16 protein-coding genes are annotated in these 18,548 nt (G+C 37.4%); 13 read left to right on the top strand and 3 right to left on the bottom strand.

Annotation, left to right across the window (positions count from 1 at the left end; genetic code table 11):
- Positions 1-57: 57 nt before the first annotated feature.
- From VK91_RS11485 to VK91_RS11425, 13 genes are all read left to right on the top strand, one after another.
- Entirely contained in the window at positions 58-471 is a 414-nt protein-coding gene (locus tag VK91_RS11485) for a hypothetical protein (protein WP_048392836.1), read from the top strand.
- Positions 472-782: 311 nt separating this feature from the next.
- On the top strand, positions 783-1,745 hold the full coding sequence (locus VK91_RS11480; RefSeq protein ID WP_048392833.1) for a tyrosine recombinase XerC: 963 nt from the start codon (positions 783-785) through the stop codon (positions 1,743-1,745).
- A gap of 57 nt (positions 1,746-1,802) precedes the next feature.
- The gene (locus VK91_RS11475; protein ID WP_048392831.1) at positions 1,803-2,297 is read left to right on the top strand and encodes a DinB family protein; all 495 of its coding nucleotides are present in this window, start codon (positions 1,803-1,805) and stop codon (positions 2,295-2,297) included.
- 161 nt (positions 2,298-2,458) lie between these two features.
- Entirely contained in the window at positions 2,459-2,608 is a 150-nt protein-coding gene (locus VK91_RS11470) for a hypothetical protein (RefSeq protein WP_004230023.1), read from the top strand.
- Positions 2,609-2,822: 214 nt separating this feature from the next.
- Entirely contained in the window at positions 2,823-2,993 is a 171-nt protein-coding gene (locus VK91_RS11465; RefSeq protein WP_048392829.1) for a hypothetical protein, read from the top strand.
- A gap of 391 nt (positions 2,994-3,384) precedes the next feature.
- The gene (locus VK91_RS11460; protein WP_048392825.1) at positions 3,385-5,103 is read left to right on the top strand and encodes a bifunctional diguanylate cyclase/phosphodiesterase; all 1,719 of its coding nucleotides are present in this window, start codon (positions 3,385-3,387) and stop codon (positions 5,101-5,103) included.
- A 368-nt stretch (positions 5,104-5,471) separates the two neighbouring features.
- Positions 5,472-6,908, top strand: coding sequence for a proline--tRNA ligase (gene proS, locus VK91_RS11455; protein ID WP_048392823.1), 1,437 nt, complete (start codon positions 5,472-5,474; stop codon positions 6,906-6,908).
- A 301-nt stretch (positions 6,909-7,209) separates the two neighbouring features.
- Positions 7,210-8,286 (top strand): hypothetical protein, encoded by a 1,077-nt coding sequence (locus tag VK91_RS11450; protein WP_048392821.1) that lies wholly within the window; start codon positions 7,210-7,212, stop codon positions 8,284-8,286.
- A 14-nt stretch (positions 8,287-8,300) separates the two neighbouring features.
- Positions 8,301-8,987: a diphthine--ammonia ligase gene (locus VK91_RS11445; protein ID WP_048392819.1), complete on the top strand. Its 687-nt coding sequence runs from the start codon at positions 8,301-8,303 to the stop codon at positions 8,985-8,987.
- Between the two features lie 287 nt (positions 8,988-9,274).
- Complete coding sequence (locus VK91_RS11440) at positions 9,275-9,601, top strand: helix-turn-helix transcriptional regulator (protein ID WP_048392816.1); 327 nt, start codon at positions 9,275-9,277, stop codon at positions 9,599-9,601.
- Positions 9,598-10,008, top strand: coding sequence for an SRPBCC domain-containing protein (locus tag VK91_RS11435; protein WP_048392814.1), 411 nt, complete (start codon positions 9,598-9,600; stop codon positions 10,006-10,008). Before VK91_RS11440 ends, VK91_RS11435 begins: the two co-directional genes overlap by 4 nt.
- Before the next feature lie 103 nt (positions 10,009-10,111).
- Positions 10,112-13,282, top strand: coding sequence for an ATP-binding cassette domain-containing protein (locus VK91_RS11430; RefSeq protein ID WP_048392812.1), 3,171 nt, complete (start codon positions 10,112-10,114; stop codon positions 13,280-13,282).
- Positions 13,283-13,426: 144 nt separating this feature from the next.
- A complete protein-coding gene (locus VK91_RS11425; protein ID WP_048392810.1) occupies positions 13,427-14,377 on the top strand; it encodes a nucleoside hydrolase in 951 nt (316 codons plus the stop codon).
- Here VK91_RS11425 and VK91_RS11420 read toward each other — a convergent pair whose 3' ends face one another.
- From VK91_RS11420 to VK91_RS11410, 3 genes are read right to left on the bottom strand one after another with little or no spacing between them, the layout of a single operon-like run.
- Complete coding sequence (locus tag VK91_RS11420) at positions 14,378-15,502, bottom strand: Ger(x)C family spore germination protein (RefSeq protein WP_048392808.1); 1,125 nt, start codon at positions 15,500-15,502, stop codon at positions 14,378-14,380.
- The gene (locus tag VK91_RS11415; RefSeq protein WP_048392806.1) at positions 15,489-16,610 is read right to left on the bottom strand and encodes a GerAB/ArcD/ProY family transporter; all 1,122 of its coding nucleotides are present in this window, start codon (positions 16,608-16,610) and stop codon (positions 15,489-15,491) included. The genes VK91_RS11420 and VK91_RS11415 overlap by 14 nt, the downstream gene beginning before the upstream one ends.
- Positions 16,611-16,626: 16 nt before the next feature.
- Positions 16,627-18,147 (bottom strand): spore germination protein, encoded by a 1,521-nt coding sequence (locus VK91_RS11410; protein ID WP_048392804.1) that lies wholly within the window; start codon positions 18,145-18,147, stop codon positions 16,627-16,629.
- Positions 18,148-18,548: the final 401 nt, after the last annotated feature.

The following is an 18,548-nucleotide window of genomic DNA, read 5'->3' as shown; positions in this document are numbered from 1 at the left end:
AAGTAGTAGTGAAAACATGTTACACTGTGAATAAATACATAAAAGGAGCTAACAACCATGACCATCATTAATTTAATGCAAGCGTATGAATTAGATAAACTATCCAAATTAAATTTATCAGACGAGGAAATTTTACGAGCTTTGCGTTCGGGGGATGTATCAGCTTGGCAAGAACAAGTGCCAAACTATGAATTTAGCGAGACAATGGCTCTATATCAGGAAGGGGAACAACAGTTCTTAAAGGCATACCATGGCCATTATCGAATCAAGTATGTAACATTACCAGGCATCCAACGTTTATTGCAGCTACGCTTTCAATTAGAAGAAGGGAAGGATTACCAACTATTAGAAACAGGTATCCAGCATTTAACGTGTGATGAGGAAACAGTCACAAGACTTCAGCAAATGTTATCGACAAACTGGTCACTAACAAAACAAGAGGATGGGAATTATTCAGTTTTTGTAAAATAATCCCATGCGCGTTGTGAGACGAATCAACATGGACAGTTACCCATCTATTGTTTTTTCGAAGCGTCTCACACAGCAAATAAAGTCTACTAGATTTTAATATTCATTTACCGAGAACTTTATGCCTAAAATCCTATAACTGTCACAAAATAGTTGTAACAAAAATCCTCTTTTTAAAAAGGGGTTTTTTTATTACCTTCGAACAGAACGTTTGTTCTTGTGTGCGAAAAAGGGCATTTTTTTCAATAAAGTTCCCAAATTTATATTTGGGAACGTTTTTTCATGGTAAAATAGAGCAAATAGAGGTGATGAGCATGCAAAAAACAAAACAACCAAAATTTATGAAGGATTTTCTTGTCTATTTAACAACCATCAAAGGAAAGTCTCAGCGCACAAGAAAAGAATATGAATATGACCTGACCTTATTTTTCCGCTTCCACAAAGCTGTCCAGGAGGATTTGGATATAGAGAATTTATCCGCCATTGATATTGGCACTATTACAATAGAAGAAATACGCGAAATGACATTAGAGGATCTTTATTTATTCATGGAATATTGCGAAGTACAGCGAGGCAATTCAGCTGCTGCACGAGCACGAAAAGTGGCCACATTAAAATCCTTTTTTAAATATTTAAAAGGCAAACGTCGACTTATCGAGGAAAATCCTGCAGATGAATTAGAGACACCAAAGATAGGCAGAAAACGACCCATTTATATGAACCTACAAGAAGCTACACAATTTATAGATGGGATTAAAAGCAATCAGGCATCCCCGAGAAATTATTGCATGATGATGTTTTTCTTAAATTTAGGAATACGTGTCACCGAGCTATGTCAGCTTAATAAGACATCCATTCAAGGACGTTATTTAACGGTAATTGGGAAGGGCAACAAAGAGCGCACAGTCTATTTAAATGATAGCTGTATGCAGGCACTTGCTGACTATGAAAACAGTGGGAAGACACCCTATAAAGGCGAAGGCGAGGAGCCACTATTTGTGTCTCAGAAGGGAACACACTTTACACGTCAAACCGTTGCCAAAATCGTTAAACGCATTAATCAGCAGTCAGGTCTTCAAAAAGAACGACTTACACCACACAAGCTACGCCATACATCCGCAACGATGATGTATAAAGCAGGGGCAGATATCCGTAGTTTGCAGCACATTTTAGGGCATTCTAGCGTCGCAACCACGCAAATTTATACACATATTGAAGATGAGCAGCTACAGCATGTTTTAGAGAATAATCCATTTAATATTGTTCGTGAAAGATGATTTTCCCCTCTCCATATCGAATATATAGTAGAAGACCTAATGAAAGGGGAGCCAAGGATGTCAAACGTCAAAGAACATCTCGATACCACAAGAACACAATTGCTTCAGGAAATTCACTTATTGGACGATACAACCTTTAATAAGAAACCAGATGCACAAAGCTGGAGTGTGGCACAAATCTGTCATCATCTCGTATTAGTAGAGGAAGCAACAAAGAAAGCCATTACATGGGGATTAAAGGCAGAGGAACAGTCAACACCCGCTCGAAAAAATGTTCAGCTCATCTTAGATCGAACAAGAAAGTTCCAAGCACCGCCTATTGTAGAGCCAGCAGAAGAGCCTTTCACTGTTCAAGCGATGCTGGATTTACTAGCTACAACAAGAAAGAACCTCCTCGCCTTTTTGCAAACAATCGAGGAACCTGAAGCATTAACTAAGCGCGCTGTGAAGCACCCAGCCTTAGGAGAATTACCACTCGACCAATGGATTGAAATGGTCTATATGCACGAGCAGCGTCATATCAAGCAATTACAAGAAATCGTTAGAGAATAACATATATGAAAGGAATTTGGCACAGGAGACGAGCTAAATTCCTTTTATTGTTATTCAATTTTTCTGTTATAATCTCTTGACGTGCTACATAATCTGTTATATATTAAATAAAAATAATAACAACTGTTATAAAACAGATTTAGTTAGAGGAGGAAATTTAAATGTCAAAGTATCGTGATGGTTATGAATTTTATTGTGAAATGTGTGAGCGCTATGGATTGGAGCCAATTTCTTTCCGTTACTATGTATTACAATTATCACAGCAACAACTTTCGGCTTACAATATGCAAGCAAAACAATTAGGAATTTAAAAGGAGTGATTATGACGGAAGCCGCCGTGAATATTTTATGAAAAGCCCAGCCATACTAAATAAAATGGTCTGGGCTTTCGTGATTTCAGCAAGAAATTTCAGATAATTCATTGACAAGTACAGTAGTCTGTTATATATTTTTAAACAAATAATATTTCTGTTATATAACAAAAAATCAGACGTAAAATAGGGAATGTGAAAGGAAGTTATGAGGATGACAGATTATCGAGAAGGTTATGAATTTTATCGTCAAGTATGTGAGGAGCATGGGCTAGAGCCTATTAATTTTCACTATTACATTTCAAGTTTATCCCAAGAGCAATTAGATGCCTACAACATGCAGGCGAAATCAATAGGGGGTTCAATAGAATATGAGGTCTCTTAACATATAAAATGCCTTACTTCCTATGTGGGACAGTAAGGCATTTTACTTTAACAAAAATTTTACAAGACACTCAAACATATTATATAAAACTTTTATATTTTGTTTTAAAAAGATAAATAGCCTAAATAAACTATTTAATATAGTTCAAAAGTATTGAATAACAATATATTTAGACAATTACAAGGAGGTTATATCCACTAATTTTTGTCTATTTTATTAAAAACTATCAAATGCAGCTTTGAATGTTTTTGAGATTTGGGTTGAATTAACTGCTTTTCTAAGACTATAATATAATTACATAAAAAAGGGCGATATACCACAACTTTATACCTCGCTGTAAGATAAAGCAAAAGTACCAAACCCTTCATATTTTAATGAATGGAGAATGAAAATGATGAATATCACGCCTAGTAGTGTTAATCAAATGAACTACAGTCTAAAAGAATTACAAGATATCTTTTCCGCCATGAATAGTTCCATCATTGTAGCGATTACAGATCGTACCGGAAAAATTACTTTTGTTAATGATCATTTTTGTAAAATTTCGAAGTATACGCGTGAAGAATTAGTTGGTCAAGATCACCGTTTACTAAATTCAGGCTTTCATCCCAAATCTTTCTTTAGAGAGATGTGGAAAACAATCGGTAATGGCGATATGTGGAATGGCGAGGTGTGCAATCGTGCAAAGGATGGCAGTTTATATTGGGTGAAAACAACGATTTTTCCGTTCCTAGATGAACGAGGAAAGCCTTATCAATATATTGCCATTCGCGTAGATATTACAGCGCAAAAGGACATTAAAAAAATTACTCATATTGCCTATCACGATGAACTAACAGGGCTACCAAATCGTCGCAAATTAGAACAGCGTTTAGAAAATGAATTTCATCAATCTCGACGTACAGGAGAGAAGTTTGCGTTATTTTTCATTGATGTGAATCGTTTCAAACACATTAACGACGGACTTGGTCATATTATTGGTGATATGTTTTTAGTGGAAATGTCCAATCGTCTGCGCAATATTGATCATACTTCGAATTCTTTTTATCGCCACAATAGCGATGAATTTGTCATGATTCTAAATGATGTCAATCGCATTGATGAAATGGCTAAGGAAATTATTGGCGTCTTCAATGAAAGCTTTATTGTCGATACCTATGAATTTTATGCGAGTATTAGTATCGGCATCAGTGTATTCCCAGATCATGCAAACTCTGTGGAAGAATTATTGAAAAATGCGGATATTGCTATGTATGCTGCAAAATCTACACGAGGTAATCAATATCGACTATATCGTGATAATATGGACGAGGCCAATGATAAATGGCTTTTGCTGGAAACGAAATTACATCAAGCATTAAAGCAAGATCGTCTAGAATTACATTATCAGCCTAAGATCGACTTAAAAACGGATTCTGTTATTGGTATGGAGGCATTGCTACGCTGGTATGACCCTGAATTAGGTCATATTCCGCCAGATCGTTTTATTCCATTTGCAGAGGATTGTGGATTGATTAATGATATTGGTGTATGGGTTTTACGTAAAGCCTGTGCTCAAGCTCGTCAGTGGAATGAATCACATGATTTATCATTGCGGGTAGCTGTAAATATTTCACCAATTCATATTAGTACAGGTGGCTTTGTAGATATGGTGCGTAGTGTCATTGCAGAAACAGGCATTGACCCTAATTTATTAGAAATTGAAATTACCGAGATGAGTATGCTTGATTATACGGAAGATTTAATTGATACTATCAAGCAATTACGAGAACTAGGTATAACTATTTCATTAGATGATTTCGGGACAGGCTATTCATCGTTAAATTATTTAAAAAAATTCCCAGTGGATGTACTTAAAATTGATCGTGCCTTTGTCCGTGATATCGTACCTGAGAAGTCTGGAATCGCTATGATTTCAGCCATGATTTCATTAGCACATGCCTTAAACCTCCAAGTAGTAGCTGAAGGTGTAGAGGAGGAAGCTGAATTAAATGTTCTGCGTGAGCATGGATGTGAGTATGTGCAGGGCTATTATTTTAGTAAGCCTTTATCTGTAGAAGATTTTACGAATCTCATTGTTAATACTGTCACAAATAAACCCAGTTATTAATTGCTATTCCTGAATGATTTTGCTAAAGTGGGATAAAGTAAAACTGTTAACATGATAAACCATTTGATGATGTGGCCAAGTAAGTAAGAATTGTGAAACAGAAAATATAGCACCTGCTGAGAGCTATATCACCGCTTCTTGACTGAACACCTACCACGGAGATGTTATGCAAACATAACCGAGTCGTTTTCGTTACCAAACGTGAGAGGGCTTTATAATCTACGTAAAGCTAAATCAAGGTGGTACCACGTCATTCCAGCACAAAGACGTCCTTATTCAGAGGACAGCTTTGTGCTTTTTTTCTTGCTTCAGCTAAATCTTCAGACGGGTTGAACAAGTATTCATTTAACAAAATTGGAGGAGAAAACATGTCAAAACAACTAGAAGATTTTTCGAAATGGTATATCGAGACCATCCAAAAAGCCGATTTAATGGATTATACACCTGTTCGAGGCTGTATCGCCTTTAAGCCAGACGGCTATGAAATTTGGGAGCATATTCAGGAGGAAATGGATCGTCGCTTTAAAGAGACAGGACATCGTAATGCCTATTTCCCAATGCTTATCCCTGAATCCTTCTTTCAAAAGGAAAAGGATCATATCGAAGGTTTCTCACCTGAGCTTCCTTGGGTAACCGAGGCAGCAGGGGAACAATTAGAAGAACGGCTAGCCCTTCGTCCAACATCTGAGACGATGATTGGTCATCTTTACTCTAATTGGATTAAAAGCTACCGTGACCTACCAGTGCTAATCAACCAATGGGCAAATGTCTTCCGTTGGGAAAAAAAAACACTGCCTTTTATCCGGACATCAGAATTTTTATGGCAAGAAGGGCATACAGCGCACGTGGATGAAGCAGATGCTCGGCAGGAAACAATGCAAATGCTAGACATTTATAAAGAAGTAGTAGAACAGGTGCTAGCAATTCCTGTCTATGATGGACAAAAAACACCTTCTGAACGTTTCGCAGGGGCTGTCGATACGTACTCTATTGAGGCAATGATGAAAAATGGCAAGGCTGTGCAAGCAGGAACATCGCATTATTTAGGAACAAAATTTGCTGAAGCCTTTAATATCAAGTATTTAAATAAAGCGAACCAGCACGAATACGTACACACAACATCTTGGGGTACATCTACACGCTTAATTGGTTCAGTTATTATGGTGCATGGCGATGAGCAGGGACTTGTTTTACCTCCACGCATCGCACCAACGCAAGTCGTTTTAATTCCAGTAGGACCATGGAAAAAGAACCCTCAAATCATGGAGCATTTAGATGAGATTTTTGCAGCCTTAAAAGCGAAGGGTATTCGAGTACGTTTGGATGATTCAGACCAATCGCCAGGCTATAAGTTCAATGAATGGGAGCTAAAGGGCGTGCCTGTGCGTGTTGAATTAGGGCCACGTGACCTAGAAAACAAGCAAGCTTTACTGAAAGCGCGTGATGAAGAAGAAAAACGAACTGTTGATTTAGCTACAATCATCACAGCTATTGAAGAAGAATTAACAACCATGCAAACGCGCTTATTAGAAAAAGCTCGTCAATTCCGTGAAGCAAATGCTCACACAACAATTGACACACTTCCACAATTACAGCAGCACATTGACACAGCAAAAGACAATGGCACAATTCCAGGCTGGGTGCTTGCTGGCTGGTGTGGCGAGGATGCATGTGAGGAAAAAGTAAAGGAAGAAACGAAATACACATCTCGCAATATTCCTTTCAATCCACCAACAACGAAAACCACATGTATTGGCTGTGGAAACGAAGCAAAACATACAGTTTGGTTTGCACAAGCTTATTAATTAACAAAGCATGAACAGAACGCCCGAACAATTATGAAGCACACTAGGTTGTTTTATAATTTAGTTCGGGTTTTTGATGTTCTGCTAAAAAGACTTTATTTCCATTTAGATAGTCAAAATTCTCACTCTTGTTTCTCCATGGCTCCTCCAGATAACCTCCAAATAGGCATTGATCCAACGAGCTGTCTTAATCACTCATAATGGTGTTCCACCTTAGCATCTATCGCCAAGTTCTCATCATGATTGTGATAAAATAAAGGGACGTTCGCTTCTGAAAAATCCTAAAGAAATGGGGATATGAATGACAGTATTACAAGAAGTATTTGATCACTACCTAAATATCAAGTTTAATCGGGGTTTACCAGCTGTTCAAATGAAGGACTTCGAATATGTTTTATTAGAAGATACTAGCGCAGAGCTCTTTTTTATTGATCGCGAACAGGGGACATTTTTGGAATGGGCAGAGGCATTTCAACCACAAAATCCTCATTATGTTCAAAAGCCAGACTGGCAGCCTATGCTTACATCTTGTTTCAAGCAGCTAGATGTTTATGATGAGCAAGTTTGCTATTATTTGCTCTACACAATAAATGCAACGACTAGAATAATTCCACGGAACCCGTATAACAAAATGAATGATTTTATGAAAAACTATTGCTTCTTTCAACTTGCTCATTTAGAGCATGTTACGATACTCAGCAAAGAGCAGAAACAACAGTTAAAGGACTTTTTATTCTTTTTCTATCTGTATAGCCATCCAGTGAACGAGGAAACACTTTATGCTTTTTCGTTCAAAGAAGGAACATTAATTCATGCTAAAACGAATATCAATATGGAGCAATATTTTTCTCATTATCATGATTATATTTGTCAGCATAAGCATGACAGAGCATTATTAACACCACATGAGATAAATGCTTGCAAGAAGCTGACAATCGAACTTTTGAGAAGCATCGAAGGAAAATCAAATAGACTCGTTATGCCTTTTGAAGATGGCATAGAGTACCTACATCTAATTAATAATGTAGATGATTTTTTACATATGTTTAATCAAAATAATAAGGCATTCTATCAATTGCTTCATAGCTTTCTATTCGATCATCATCAATCGAATCCTTATCGTGAGCATTGCTTTAGTATGCTATTACAGAATTATGTCACTTATATTTTGACTTTTCACTTTGATGACCTTATTCAGTTAATAGCGTATTTCCATGACTTACCATCAATAGGTAGGATGATTATCAATAAAATTTTTGTCGATACCATCTTTATGCAAAAGATATTGAAAGAGGCCAATATTAACCTTAATAATTATCCTACGATTATAGAGTTTTTTGACGAGGATGCTAGAAGCATATATCTTGATGAACAGTAAAAGGAGACAAGGAAATGACCAACACAACTGGCTGGAAACAGAATGCACAAAATCGCACATTTATTGCTTCATTTAGTGGTGGCAAGGATAGTGTTTTAGCTTTATATAAAGCATCACAGGTGGGCCAAGCAATGGGACTCATAGTGATGCTAGAGGAAGAAGGGAAACGTTCAAGGTCCCACGGGATGCCACCTGCGCTTATCCAGGCACAAGCTGACTCTATTGGGCTGCCAGTCTATACTGCTGCAGCAAGCTGGGCGGATTATGAAGAAGTATTTGTAGGTTTATTAGTAAAGGCAAAGCAGCAGGGAGCTGAAGTGTTAGTAACAGGAGACTTAGATATGCCTGCACATGGCTGCTGGCACGATAAAGTCACTAAAAAGGTAGGTTTAAAGCTAGGCATGCCATTGTGGGAGATGAACCATCGTGAGGCTGTCGATGAATTTATTCACTTAGGATTTATTACAATAATTGTCACGGTCAACCTATCCTTGGGCATGACGGAGGACGATTTAGGGCGTGTGCTTACCCCTGAATATGTAAAGGAGCTTGAAGCCCGTAGCATTGACCCATGCGGAGAAGGCGGCGAATTCCATACGACCGTCATTGATGGCCCTCTATTCAAGCAGTCAATTGCGGTGCGTAAAGGTTCCGTTATAAGAGATGGAGACTACGCCTTTTTACCCTTAGAGCTAGCATAAATTCACATCAGAAAACCTTTATTGGGATGCGCAATTCATGTCAATAAGGGTTTTTCTTTTAAGGCGTATTGTTATTCTGTTACGTGACTCCATAACAACTGAAGTTAACAAATGAATAATTACCCGAAAGTACATAGGCTCCTCCTCTGTACTTTTTGTATTTCAGCTAGTTTTCCTTGTAGGTATAGAACTCCTACCACTTTGACCAAAATAATATTTGACTGGACACTATTTGGTGTCATATAATTAAGACACCAATCAGTGTCCTATTAGAAAGGGTGGTGGTTTTGAATAACAATCATCAAGAGCGTGACGTTTATGTAGCCATTGCTGACCCAACAAGACGAAAGTTGATCCGTTTATTGGCAGAGGTAGATGAGTTACCGCTTCACGAATTAACCGCTCAATTTGATATGGGGCGTACTGCTGTCTCGAAACATTTAGCCATTCTAAAAGATGCAGGCCTTGTTCTTGCACGCAAGGAAGGTAGAGAGACGAGATATCGATTGAATGCAGCTCCATTGAAAGAAATACAAGATTGGGTATCGTTTTATGAAGGTTTTTGGAAAGAAAGAATCGCGAAATTACATCTATTATTGGAGGAAAAAAAATGAAACCAGATGTATCATTAGATTTTAAATTTACAAGTTCCATCGAACAAGTATGGCATGCTTTAACAGACTCAGATACACTAGCAAAATGGATCTGGAACAATGACTTCCAACCAATCGTAGGACATAAATTCCAATTCCGTGCTGAACCAAATGAATGGTGGGACGGTATTGTAGACTGTGAGGTACTGGAAGTGGAAGAGCCTCACAAATTATCTTATACTTGGACAAGTGCTGGCGAAACAACAACAGTTACATGGACATTAACACAGGTAGCAGATGGTACGACTCAGCTTCATCTTGATCAAGGTGGCTTCAGCGAAGAAACAAAGGCACGTCAAGGTGCAATCGAGGGAGCAAAATATGCTTGGACAAATATGAGTGCACAGCTTGAAAAAGTATTAGCGTAGAATAAATTAAATAACAGCAAGAAGAGCGCAATTCCGTAGCAAGAATTGTGTTCTTTCATGTTCAGTCCCATCTTTTAATTTTCTTAAATGGAAGGATAACTAAATGAAAATTAATGAACTAATTGCCAATAATATTAACCGTCTAGATGTCGTTTTATCCGACGATCAATCTTTAGCCATAGCAGGTTTATCTGGCTCAGGGAAGACGACATTTTGTCAAACGATTGGAGAAGAATCCAAAAAACGTCTTGTTTCTTTATTGCCAAAGGCTGAATATCAATATTTGTTTCCAAACATTATGGAAACGAACTTCAGTGCCATCAAAATGGAGGACATGCCCCTTGTACTTTTTCTAGGAAAATCCTCAATCTCTAGCAATCCACGTTCCACAATTGGTACACATACAGGTGTTTTTAAAGAAATTCGTAATCGACTGGCAGATGAGTTTCAGCTATCGCCAGAGATGTTTTCCTTTAACAATGCGTTAGGTTGGTGTCCTGCATGTAAGGGGCGAGGCACGACAAAAAATGTAGAATGTAAAAAATGTTTGGGTAAGCGCTATAGTCCAGAAGTGGAGCAGTATAAAATCACTTTATGGAATGAACTCTATAGTATTTCTGATATTCATCATTTAAGTATAGAAGCCATCTATTCCTTATCAAAAGAATTAAATATCAGTGAAGAAAAACAGCATATTCTGCATAATATTATGCAAATGAATATTGGCTACTTAACCTTAAATCGTATTATGGGGACTTTATCAGGTGGAGAATTAACAAGGCTGTACTTAGCAGAATTCATGGCAACAAGCGAAAACACCGTGATTATTGTTGATGAAATTTCTGTGGGTCTGGACCATAACACCTTACTAAAAATTTTAGAGCAAATACAACAGCTAGGCGCTAAAAACCAAATTTGGTTGATTGATCATTCTGATACTGTGTTAGACACGGCAGACGAGCATCTATTCTTTGGACCAGGTAGTGGAAAATACAGAGGAAAAATCGTTGAAGAATCTCCACGACCAAAGCCTATTTATTGGGAACGAAATCCAGCAGCACCAACATCCTATTATCAATTCGGAGATTTATATTGCCGTAATATCCAAATGGATGCAATAGACATTCCACAAAATCGACTTGTTACCTTTACAGGAGAGTCTGGTTGTGGGAAATCAACGCTTGTTAATGAGTGTATTGCTAAAGATTTTATCAAACACTATCCAAAGGACAAACTCGTGATGGTTGGGCAAGATCGTAACCAATCCATTACGAGTCGTTCCACTGTCGCGACATTCCTTGATATTAAAAAGAAACTAACAAAATATAGTGAGGACATTGATGATATTTTCCAACGCTCGATTGAAGATATAATCGATGAACTACCTAATGAGGATATCGCACATAAACGCTTAAGCTTATTGATTAAGCTTGGACTAGGCTACTTAACGCTTGAGAGAAAAACGCAATCTCTATCGACTGGTGAATTCCAATGTGTGCATCTAGTCTCAGAGTTATTTGCCAACGCTCGTAATCCCCATACATTATTTATTTTTGATGAGCCTTCTAAAGGGCTATCTCAGAACATTTTAAACCAATTCATCGATAGTGTCAGGGACATCCTAGAGGATGAATCTATCTCCATCATCATGATTGAGCATAATGCCTATATGCTGGAAAGCTCTGATTTTGTTGTTGACTTCGGTAAAAGACAGCAGGAGCCTGTAACACATCTAAATGTAGTTAGCCATGAAGATTATTTTAATCAGGATAATCATTCAATGGGTTCAACTCCATTACAAATCACATCTACACTCGCATTAAGGCAGGGCATTCAATACTTAGAAGACAACCATATTAGCTATTTCAAAAATGCGGAAAATATATATAAGGGTGGCATCTTAAAAAGCTTATCTTCCATGGCTCGTCTGATTTACGGTGAATATGAATCAAACAAAATTGCCCCAGTTGTTGCCATTGATTTGGAAAGACATTTATATAGCCAATATAGCTTCCTGTATGAAATAGGTGGCCTAATCAATCATATTGTGGCTGCTCATCCAACAAATAAGGATACGAGAAGCTTCGATTTTTATAGCCAAGAAAATCATTGCCCTAGCTGCTCTGGACGATTGGAAATTGAAAAATTCGATTTTGATCTTGTGGTACAAGACAAAAACGTGCCATTTTGGGACGGCCTACTACATCCCGATATAATGGAGGTTTTAAAATACTATCAACATTCTAAATTAGAATTTCTCTTTGAGCAGATTAAAATAGAGCTGGGTCAGGACATTAGTAAAAGCTATCATGATATGACTGAGGAAGAAAAGCATACATTTTTATATGGTTATTGGGACAAGTCCTTTTATGATAAGGCAACGAAATCCTCGAAAAAGTGGGAGGGCTTTAATTTTATCATTGGTCGTTATATCGTGATTTCAAAATCCATTATTAAAGAGCAAATGAAGGAAACAAGAGAAATGGTACCATGCCAAATTTGTCATGGGACTGTGCTCAACCACCAAAAGAAATTACGATTTGGGGACACAGATATTCGTGACGTAATTCGCCAACCGCTTGATGAAGTCATCAACATTGTAGGCAACTTACCACAACTAGAAAAAATCAAAGCCATCGTGGGCGGAGACATGTCACTGCTACAGGATGTTTCCTTATTGCCAAGGGAAATACAGGTATCCCTAAAAATGCTGGAATTAGAGCTAGCAAGCTTTGTCGGCTATGAAATCGTACTACAAAACGCTTTTCCTTTTTGGGCCAAAATCAAAGATAATCTAGAGCGCATCAGCCATAAAAATCAAGTGACCATCTGTGATTTTGCCAATATACAGGAGACAAGAGAAACCATCATCGATCAATATTTTACAAATGGTAAATATAAAAAACTAACATATGTATATGAAGCATTTGGCTACAAGAAAATCGTAACCCAAATCAATAAAGTCAAAGCCAGTCATTCCTGTCCATTCTGTAAAGGGAAAAAGGTGCTCTCTGAAGATGGACTGCATGATGGAGTCCATAAGTTAACCGTGCCCTGTGTAAGCTGTGGCGCAAGTGGCATTAATGAGGAGGGACGCCAGCAAATCGTTGATGGCATTGATGTGGAAACATGGCTAACTGGTACTGTAAGCGATGTTGTTACAGAGGGCTCCCATCTTGAGGCCGTTGCCAATATTCCTATTTTTAATCGTATACGCGAATTGAATAAGCAGGAAATGATGGCAGTCTATCAGTTCCTTCAATCAAATCACTAAATCATCAAACCCATGTGCTTCGGCATATGGGTTTCTTTCGTTGGACTAGAATTACTCACTAATTTTTCCACAAAAATTCATAATTCGTGTCATCTTTGATTACTATAAAGATAACAGTAATGGTAGTAAAAGGGAGGACATGGTTTGGTAAAAAAAGTGCTGTTATTCGGGGATATTGGCATTGATGATACGGTGGCATTGATCTATGCACGGCTTAATCAAGAAATAGAAATTGTGGGACTCGTTGCAGATTATGGCAATGTATCGCGAGAGGATGCGGTATCCAATATTTATTATGTCATGAAATTGTTCGACTTCCCTCAAGGTATTCCTGTGATCTTAGGAGCAGAAGTACCCTTAACAGGAGAGCAGCCGACCTATTACCCAGAAATTCATGGTGAACGAGGTCTTGGACCCATCATCCCAAATGATAATCACGAATTAAAAATTGAGAACTTTTTTGAAATCGTCAACATTATTGAAAGGTATAAGCATGATGAGCTAATTATTGTTAATATTGGGCGATTAACCTCACTAGCCACGATGCTTATCCTTTATAAAGAGCTTATGAAAAATATCAAGGAATTTTATATTATGGGTGGAGCATTTTGGGTGCCAGGTAATGTAACGACAGTGGCTGAAGCGAATTTCCATGGTGATCCCTTTGCCGTTAATATTGTGCTTACCTATGCAACGAATGTGACAATCATCCCTTTAAATGCGACACAAAAGGCCATTGTCACACCTGGGATGGTGGACTATATTGACTCCTTTGGCAAAACAAAAATTCTAAAGCCCTTAATGGAATACTATACACGTTTTTATAAAGAACGGGACCCCTCACTTCTAGGAAGTCCCGTGCATGATGCGTTAACACTAATGGCAGTCATTTATCCTGACATGTTTATTTATGAGTCCTATCCTGTAACCGTTGTCGACAAGTTAGAAGGACCTGCAAGGGGGCAAAGTATTGCCGAGACAAGACCTTATGAAAATAATAATGGCGAAAAAAAGCATCGTATTGCCTTTGATATTCATTATGAACATTTTTTCCAAAACTTTTTATCGGTTATGACAGGGCAACCATTTCACTAGTTATTCAAAAACACCATCCCTTAAAATTGTAAAATCAACATGGACATTTACCTTCATGTCTTTATATATTTTTTGCCATTTATCCTTTGTTAGCTTAGAATGTCTTACTTCGCTTCGATATTTCTCACCAAAGCCAAAGATATCAGACTCAACTTCCTGACTATGAGCAATCACTCTACGTATTTCCTTTGATAATTTTTTCTCGATTGCTTTTTCCAGTGCCGCCACACTTTTGGGGTCCCCTTGATTGATGTCAGGGTACACCTCTAATACTCTTGATTTGATTTTGACGTTCAGGTCAAATGTTGGCGTATCCGCATCAACTAACTTCATTTCTCGTTTCGACTGGATTGCATCAAAGGCTACCGTTATTTTATTGGCAGGCTTTTGAAGAATTTCGGAAGGTACATCTTCGTTTTCCAGAACGGTTTCATATAAACCTACTTTAAAGGTATCTCTGACAATCTTTACGTAAAAGCTATCTTTTGCTGGAAGGGTGCTGACCATTTTGCTGCCTTTAAAAAGAGCTATCCCACTTAATTCCACCAGCTCGTCATCTCTTTTAATAATAGGCATGGCAAATTCTTTTCCAGATGAATAGAAATCATGGGCAATTTGATGAAGTGTAGAGGAAATCATGTATTCCTGCTTGACATTTTGTTCAATTAACCTAAAAATATGCTGCCCAATATCCTCAATATTTTGATATTCGTATTTCAGTAATGTTTCTGTTTCACCTTCCACAATAGCCATAAAGATTCCATTGCTGACACTAGCATTTTCTAGGTTTGTATCAATATAATAGCGAAGGTCTTTTTTTGCCAATTCCTCTCCAAATAGGATGACTCTCATTTGACCAACCATGATTTTTTTCGAAAGCTTACGATTGGCTTCCATCCGATTTCCTTTACTCGTATCGTTTTCTGTAGACAGAACTTCCACATTGCTTTGAAATTCGGGATTTACTTCACGAATAACAGCTGTTGTCTTTATTTTATCCTCTGTTCCTACATCATAGCCGACTAAAGTAGTTAATCCAACTTTATCCAAAATATTGGTTTGTGCACATCCATATAAAAAAACAAAGGATAGAAGAATCATCCATCTTCCTCTAAGTTTGTTCATTCTTTTTCACCTTCTTTGATGTGAAGTTCTTCTTTAGTCGTGCTATTGGCCAAAGTAAAATAGGGTAGACAAAGATTACGTAAAAAGCAATCTGTCCAAACACCGTGTTAATTGTATTAATCTGTGTCCGTGTTTGAACCAATAATGTTCCAATTAAAACGATGAATGAAAAGAGCCAAACAAATGTCTTTTCACTTATCGGGAATAAACGAATTGCTCCGCGGTACGCAGCCCATAAGTATAGACATAGATTCGGTAAAATGATTAGCATCCAAAAACAAACAGCTACAAATTCAAAGCGTTCCATAAAGGGGAAGCTAATAAAACTAAATAATGTCAAGGTTGCCCATATCGTTTTCAATAGCTTGCCCTCACTGTAATAAGCAATGGACACCAGCATCACGGCTAAATAGATGATGGTTGTAGCTAATAGTCCTAAATGAACAGGTTTTCTGATTTTTTTCTTGTCTTTTACAAAGGGGTAAATCACGTTTAGAATTTCAAAGCCGATAATCGTAAAGGTCATTGATTGTGCCCCTTTTAAAATGGAGCGAATATCATTTTCTAAAATAGGGAGAAGACTTTCTACTGTAGCGTATTTCATCGGAAATGCTAGCATTGGGAAAATCCATAAGGAGAGAATGATACTAAAAAAAGACACGCCTACAATGACACGAAGCCCTCCCGTAAAGGCATAAATAATAATAATTAATAAAGTTGCTGACAGGAACCAGGTCTCGATGCTAGGAAAAATCCATGCTTGTATAACTTCAATATAATTTCGTAAAACAGAAAAGAACGCCACGGAGCAATAGATGACATAAATTGCATTTAAAAAATTGCCAATCCATTTGCCAAAAATATCAATTTGAATTCCGTATAGATCCTCAGAGCCGTAAATTTCTAACGTTTTAATCATACAAAACGTAACAAGATGTGTGGCAATCCCAGCCAGTAGAACAGAAATCCATGCATCCTGTCTAGCATCCTGATAGATAATGCGTTGAAATCCCTGTATACCAACCCCAATTTGAGCACCGTGTACCACAAAAAAAAGCAAATAAGCATTAATCATATCTTTAGGGCTAAGTTGTATAGGTTTTGCCATTTATTTCACCTTCAGTTCAACTTTTATCAGGTTTCACTGGCTCTGGCACAAATTTATGTTCATCCTTTGGTCTTGTCAAAGCAGGTCTTTTTGATGTTAATGGGACAGGCATTCTAATAATACTATCCCGCATTTCCTTCAACCTCGGTGGATAGAAGGGAGACATATACGGAGCACCCAAGCTTGACTGACGTAACAAATGAATCAGAATAAAACAAAAAGCCAACATGATACCATAAAAACCCCAAAATCCTGCAAGTATAATAATAGGGAAGCGAATAAGACGAATCACATTGCCCATCATATAACTTGGCGACGTAAAAGAGGCTAGGGCACTTAACGCAATGATAATCAGCAATATATTACTGGTAATCCCTGCCTGTACAGCTGCTGTTCCAATAACAATACCACCAACGATACCAATTGTTTGTCCAATTTTAGTTGGTAATCTGGCTCCTGCTTCTCTCAGTAGTTCAATAATAAATTCCAGCAGCAAAGCCTCAAATATGGGCGGGAAAGGAACTAAAGCCCTTGATTCACTTAATGGTACGAGAAAGGCTTGTGGAATCACTTCATAATGAAAGGTAAGAGCTGCCACATAAAATGGTGTTAAATAAACAGATAAAAAGAAGGCAGCCAGTCGTAATAAACGAAGAAAAGTAGCAATTTGCCATCTTAAATTTTGATCTTCTTGACTTTGAAAAAACTCAGTAAATCCTTGAGGGGAAACGATAGCCATTGAACTACCATCTACGAGAACCCCAATTTTTCCATCTAAAATGCCATCACAAAATCTGTCAGGTCTTTCTGTCAATAGCATTTGTGGAAAGACAGATAGTGAATTATCATCAATCATTTCAGCTAATACGGCACTATCGATAAGCTCATCGATATAAAGATCTTTGATTCGTTGACGCATTGTTTGAACCATTTGATCATTGGCAATGCCACGCATATATAAAAGAGAAACAGAGGTACTTGTCCGTGTACCAATTTTTACTTTTTCATTACAAAGATTAGGACTCACTATGTAGCGACGAATCAAGGAAATATTGGTAGATAGACTCTCATTAAATCCAACCTGTGTACCAATTACCTGCGATTCATTCTCAGGCGCTGACAATGCTCTAGACTCTCTGCTAGCGATATTGGCTAAAGTAGTCTGCGGGAAGCCACCTATGTGAATCACAACATGACCATTGACCATCAATTCTACGGTTTCCCTTAGTAGACTGGATTGACTGACTTCTGCAATAGAAAGGGCCATCTCAATTGCCTCGGGTGTATCGTGAGGCTTGCTCTGTAAATTAGCAATAATATCATTATTTAAAGTCTGATCATCGATCAAATTATCGATGTAAATAAGGGTGACGTTTGGTGGAAGAGATTTAATGATTAAATCTGCCGGATTATTAGTAGCATTTTTAATCGATTGAATAAAATGATCTGTGGCATGTGCAACTCTCACAAGATTTTCTTTAGGCGCCTCTTGAACTGGTTGTTGTTGTTGTTTGTTGAAAGGTAGTTTAAATTTCATAGTAAATGGTAGGCTCCCTTCATTGCTAACTTCGTTTATAGAATAGGCTTTAAAGGGGCATTCTATACTTATTTCAGTTATTTCCATCATGTAGACATATCTAACAAATAACGGTAATATAATAGTATTCTTAAAAACAGAAGGGAGATTAGCTTTTTTATGCTAAAACTAATTATCGCAAATTAAATTCAATGAATTTAATAAAGGGGTTATTCTATAATTTTTTTAAAAATTATAGGGTCTATTTAGTAATGCCCTTTTGCGATAAAAGAGAAGCATAATGATGTCTAATCCACAGTTATATTTTAAATAACAAAGGACTCTATGAGCTTGTTCTCATAGGGTCTTTTTCTGTTTTTAGGAGGTGATGATTCCCACAAAAATTAGCGATTGAAACATAA

It is taken from the genome of Lysinibacillus sp. LK3, assembly GCF_001043675.1.
Classification (GTDB): Bacteria; Bacillota; Bacilli; order Bacillales_A; family Planococcaceae; genus Lysinibacillus; species Lysinibacillus capsici.
The sequence above is the reverse complement of the archived record's forward strand: the minus strand, read 5'-3'. Positions and strand labels throughout refer to the sequence as shown.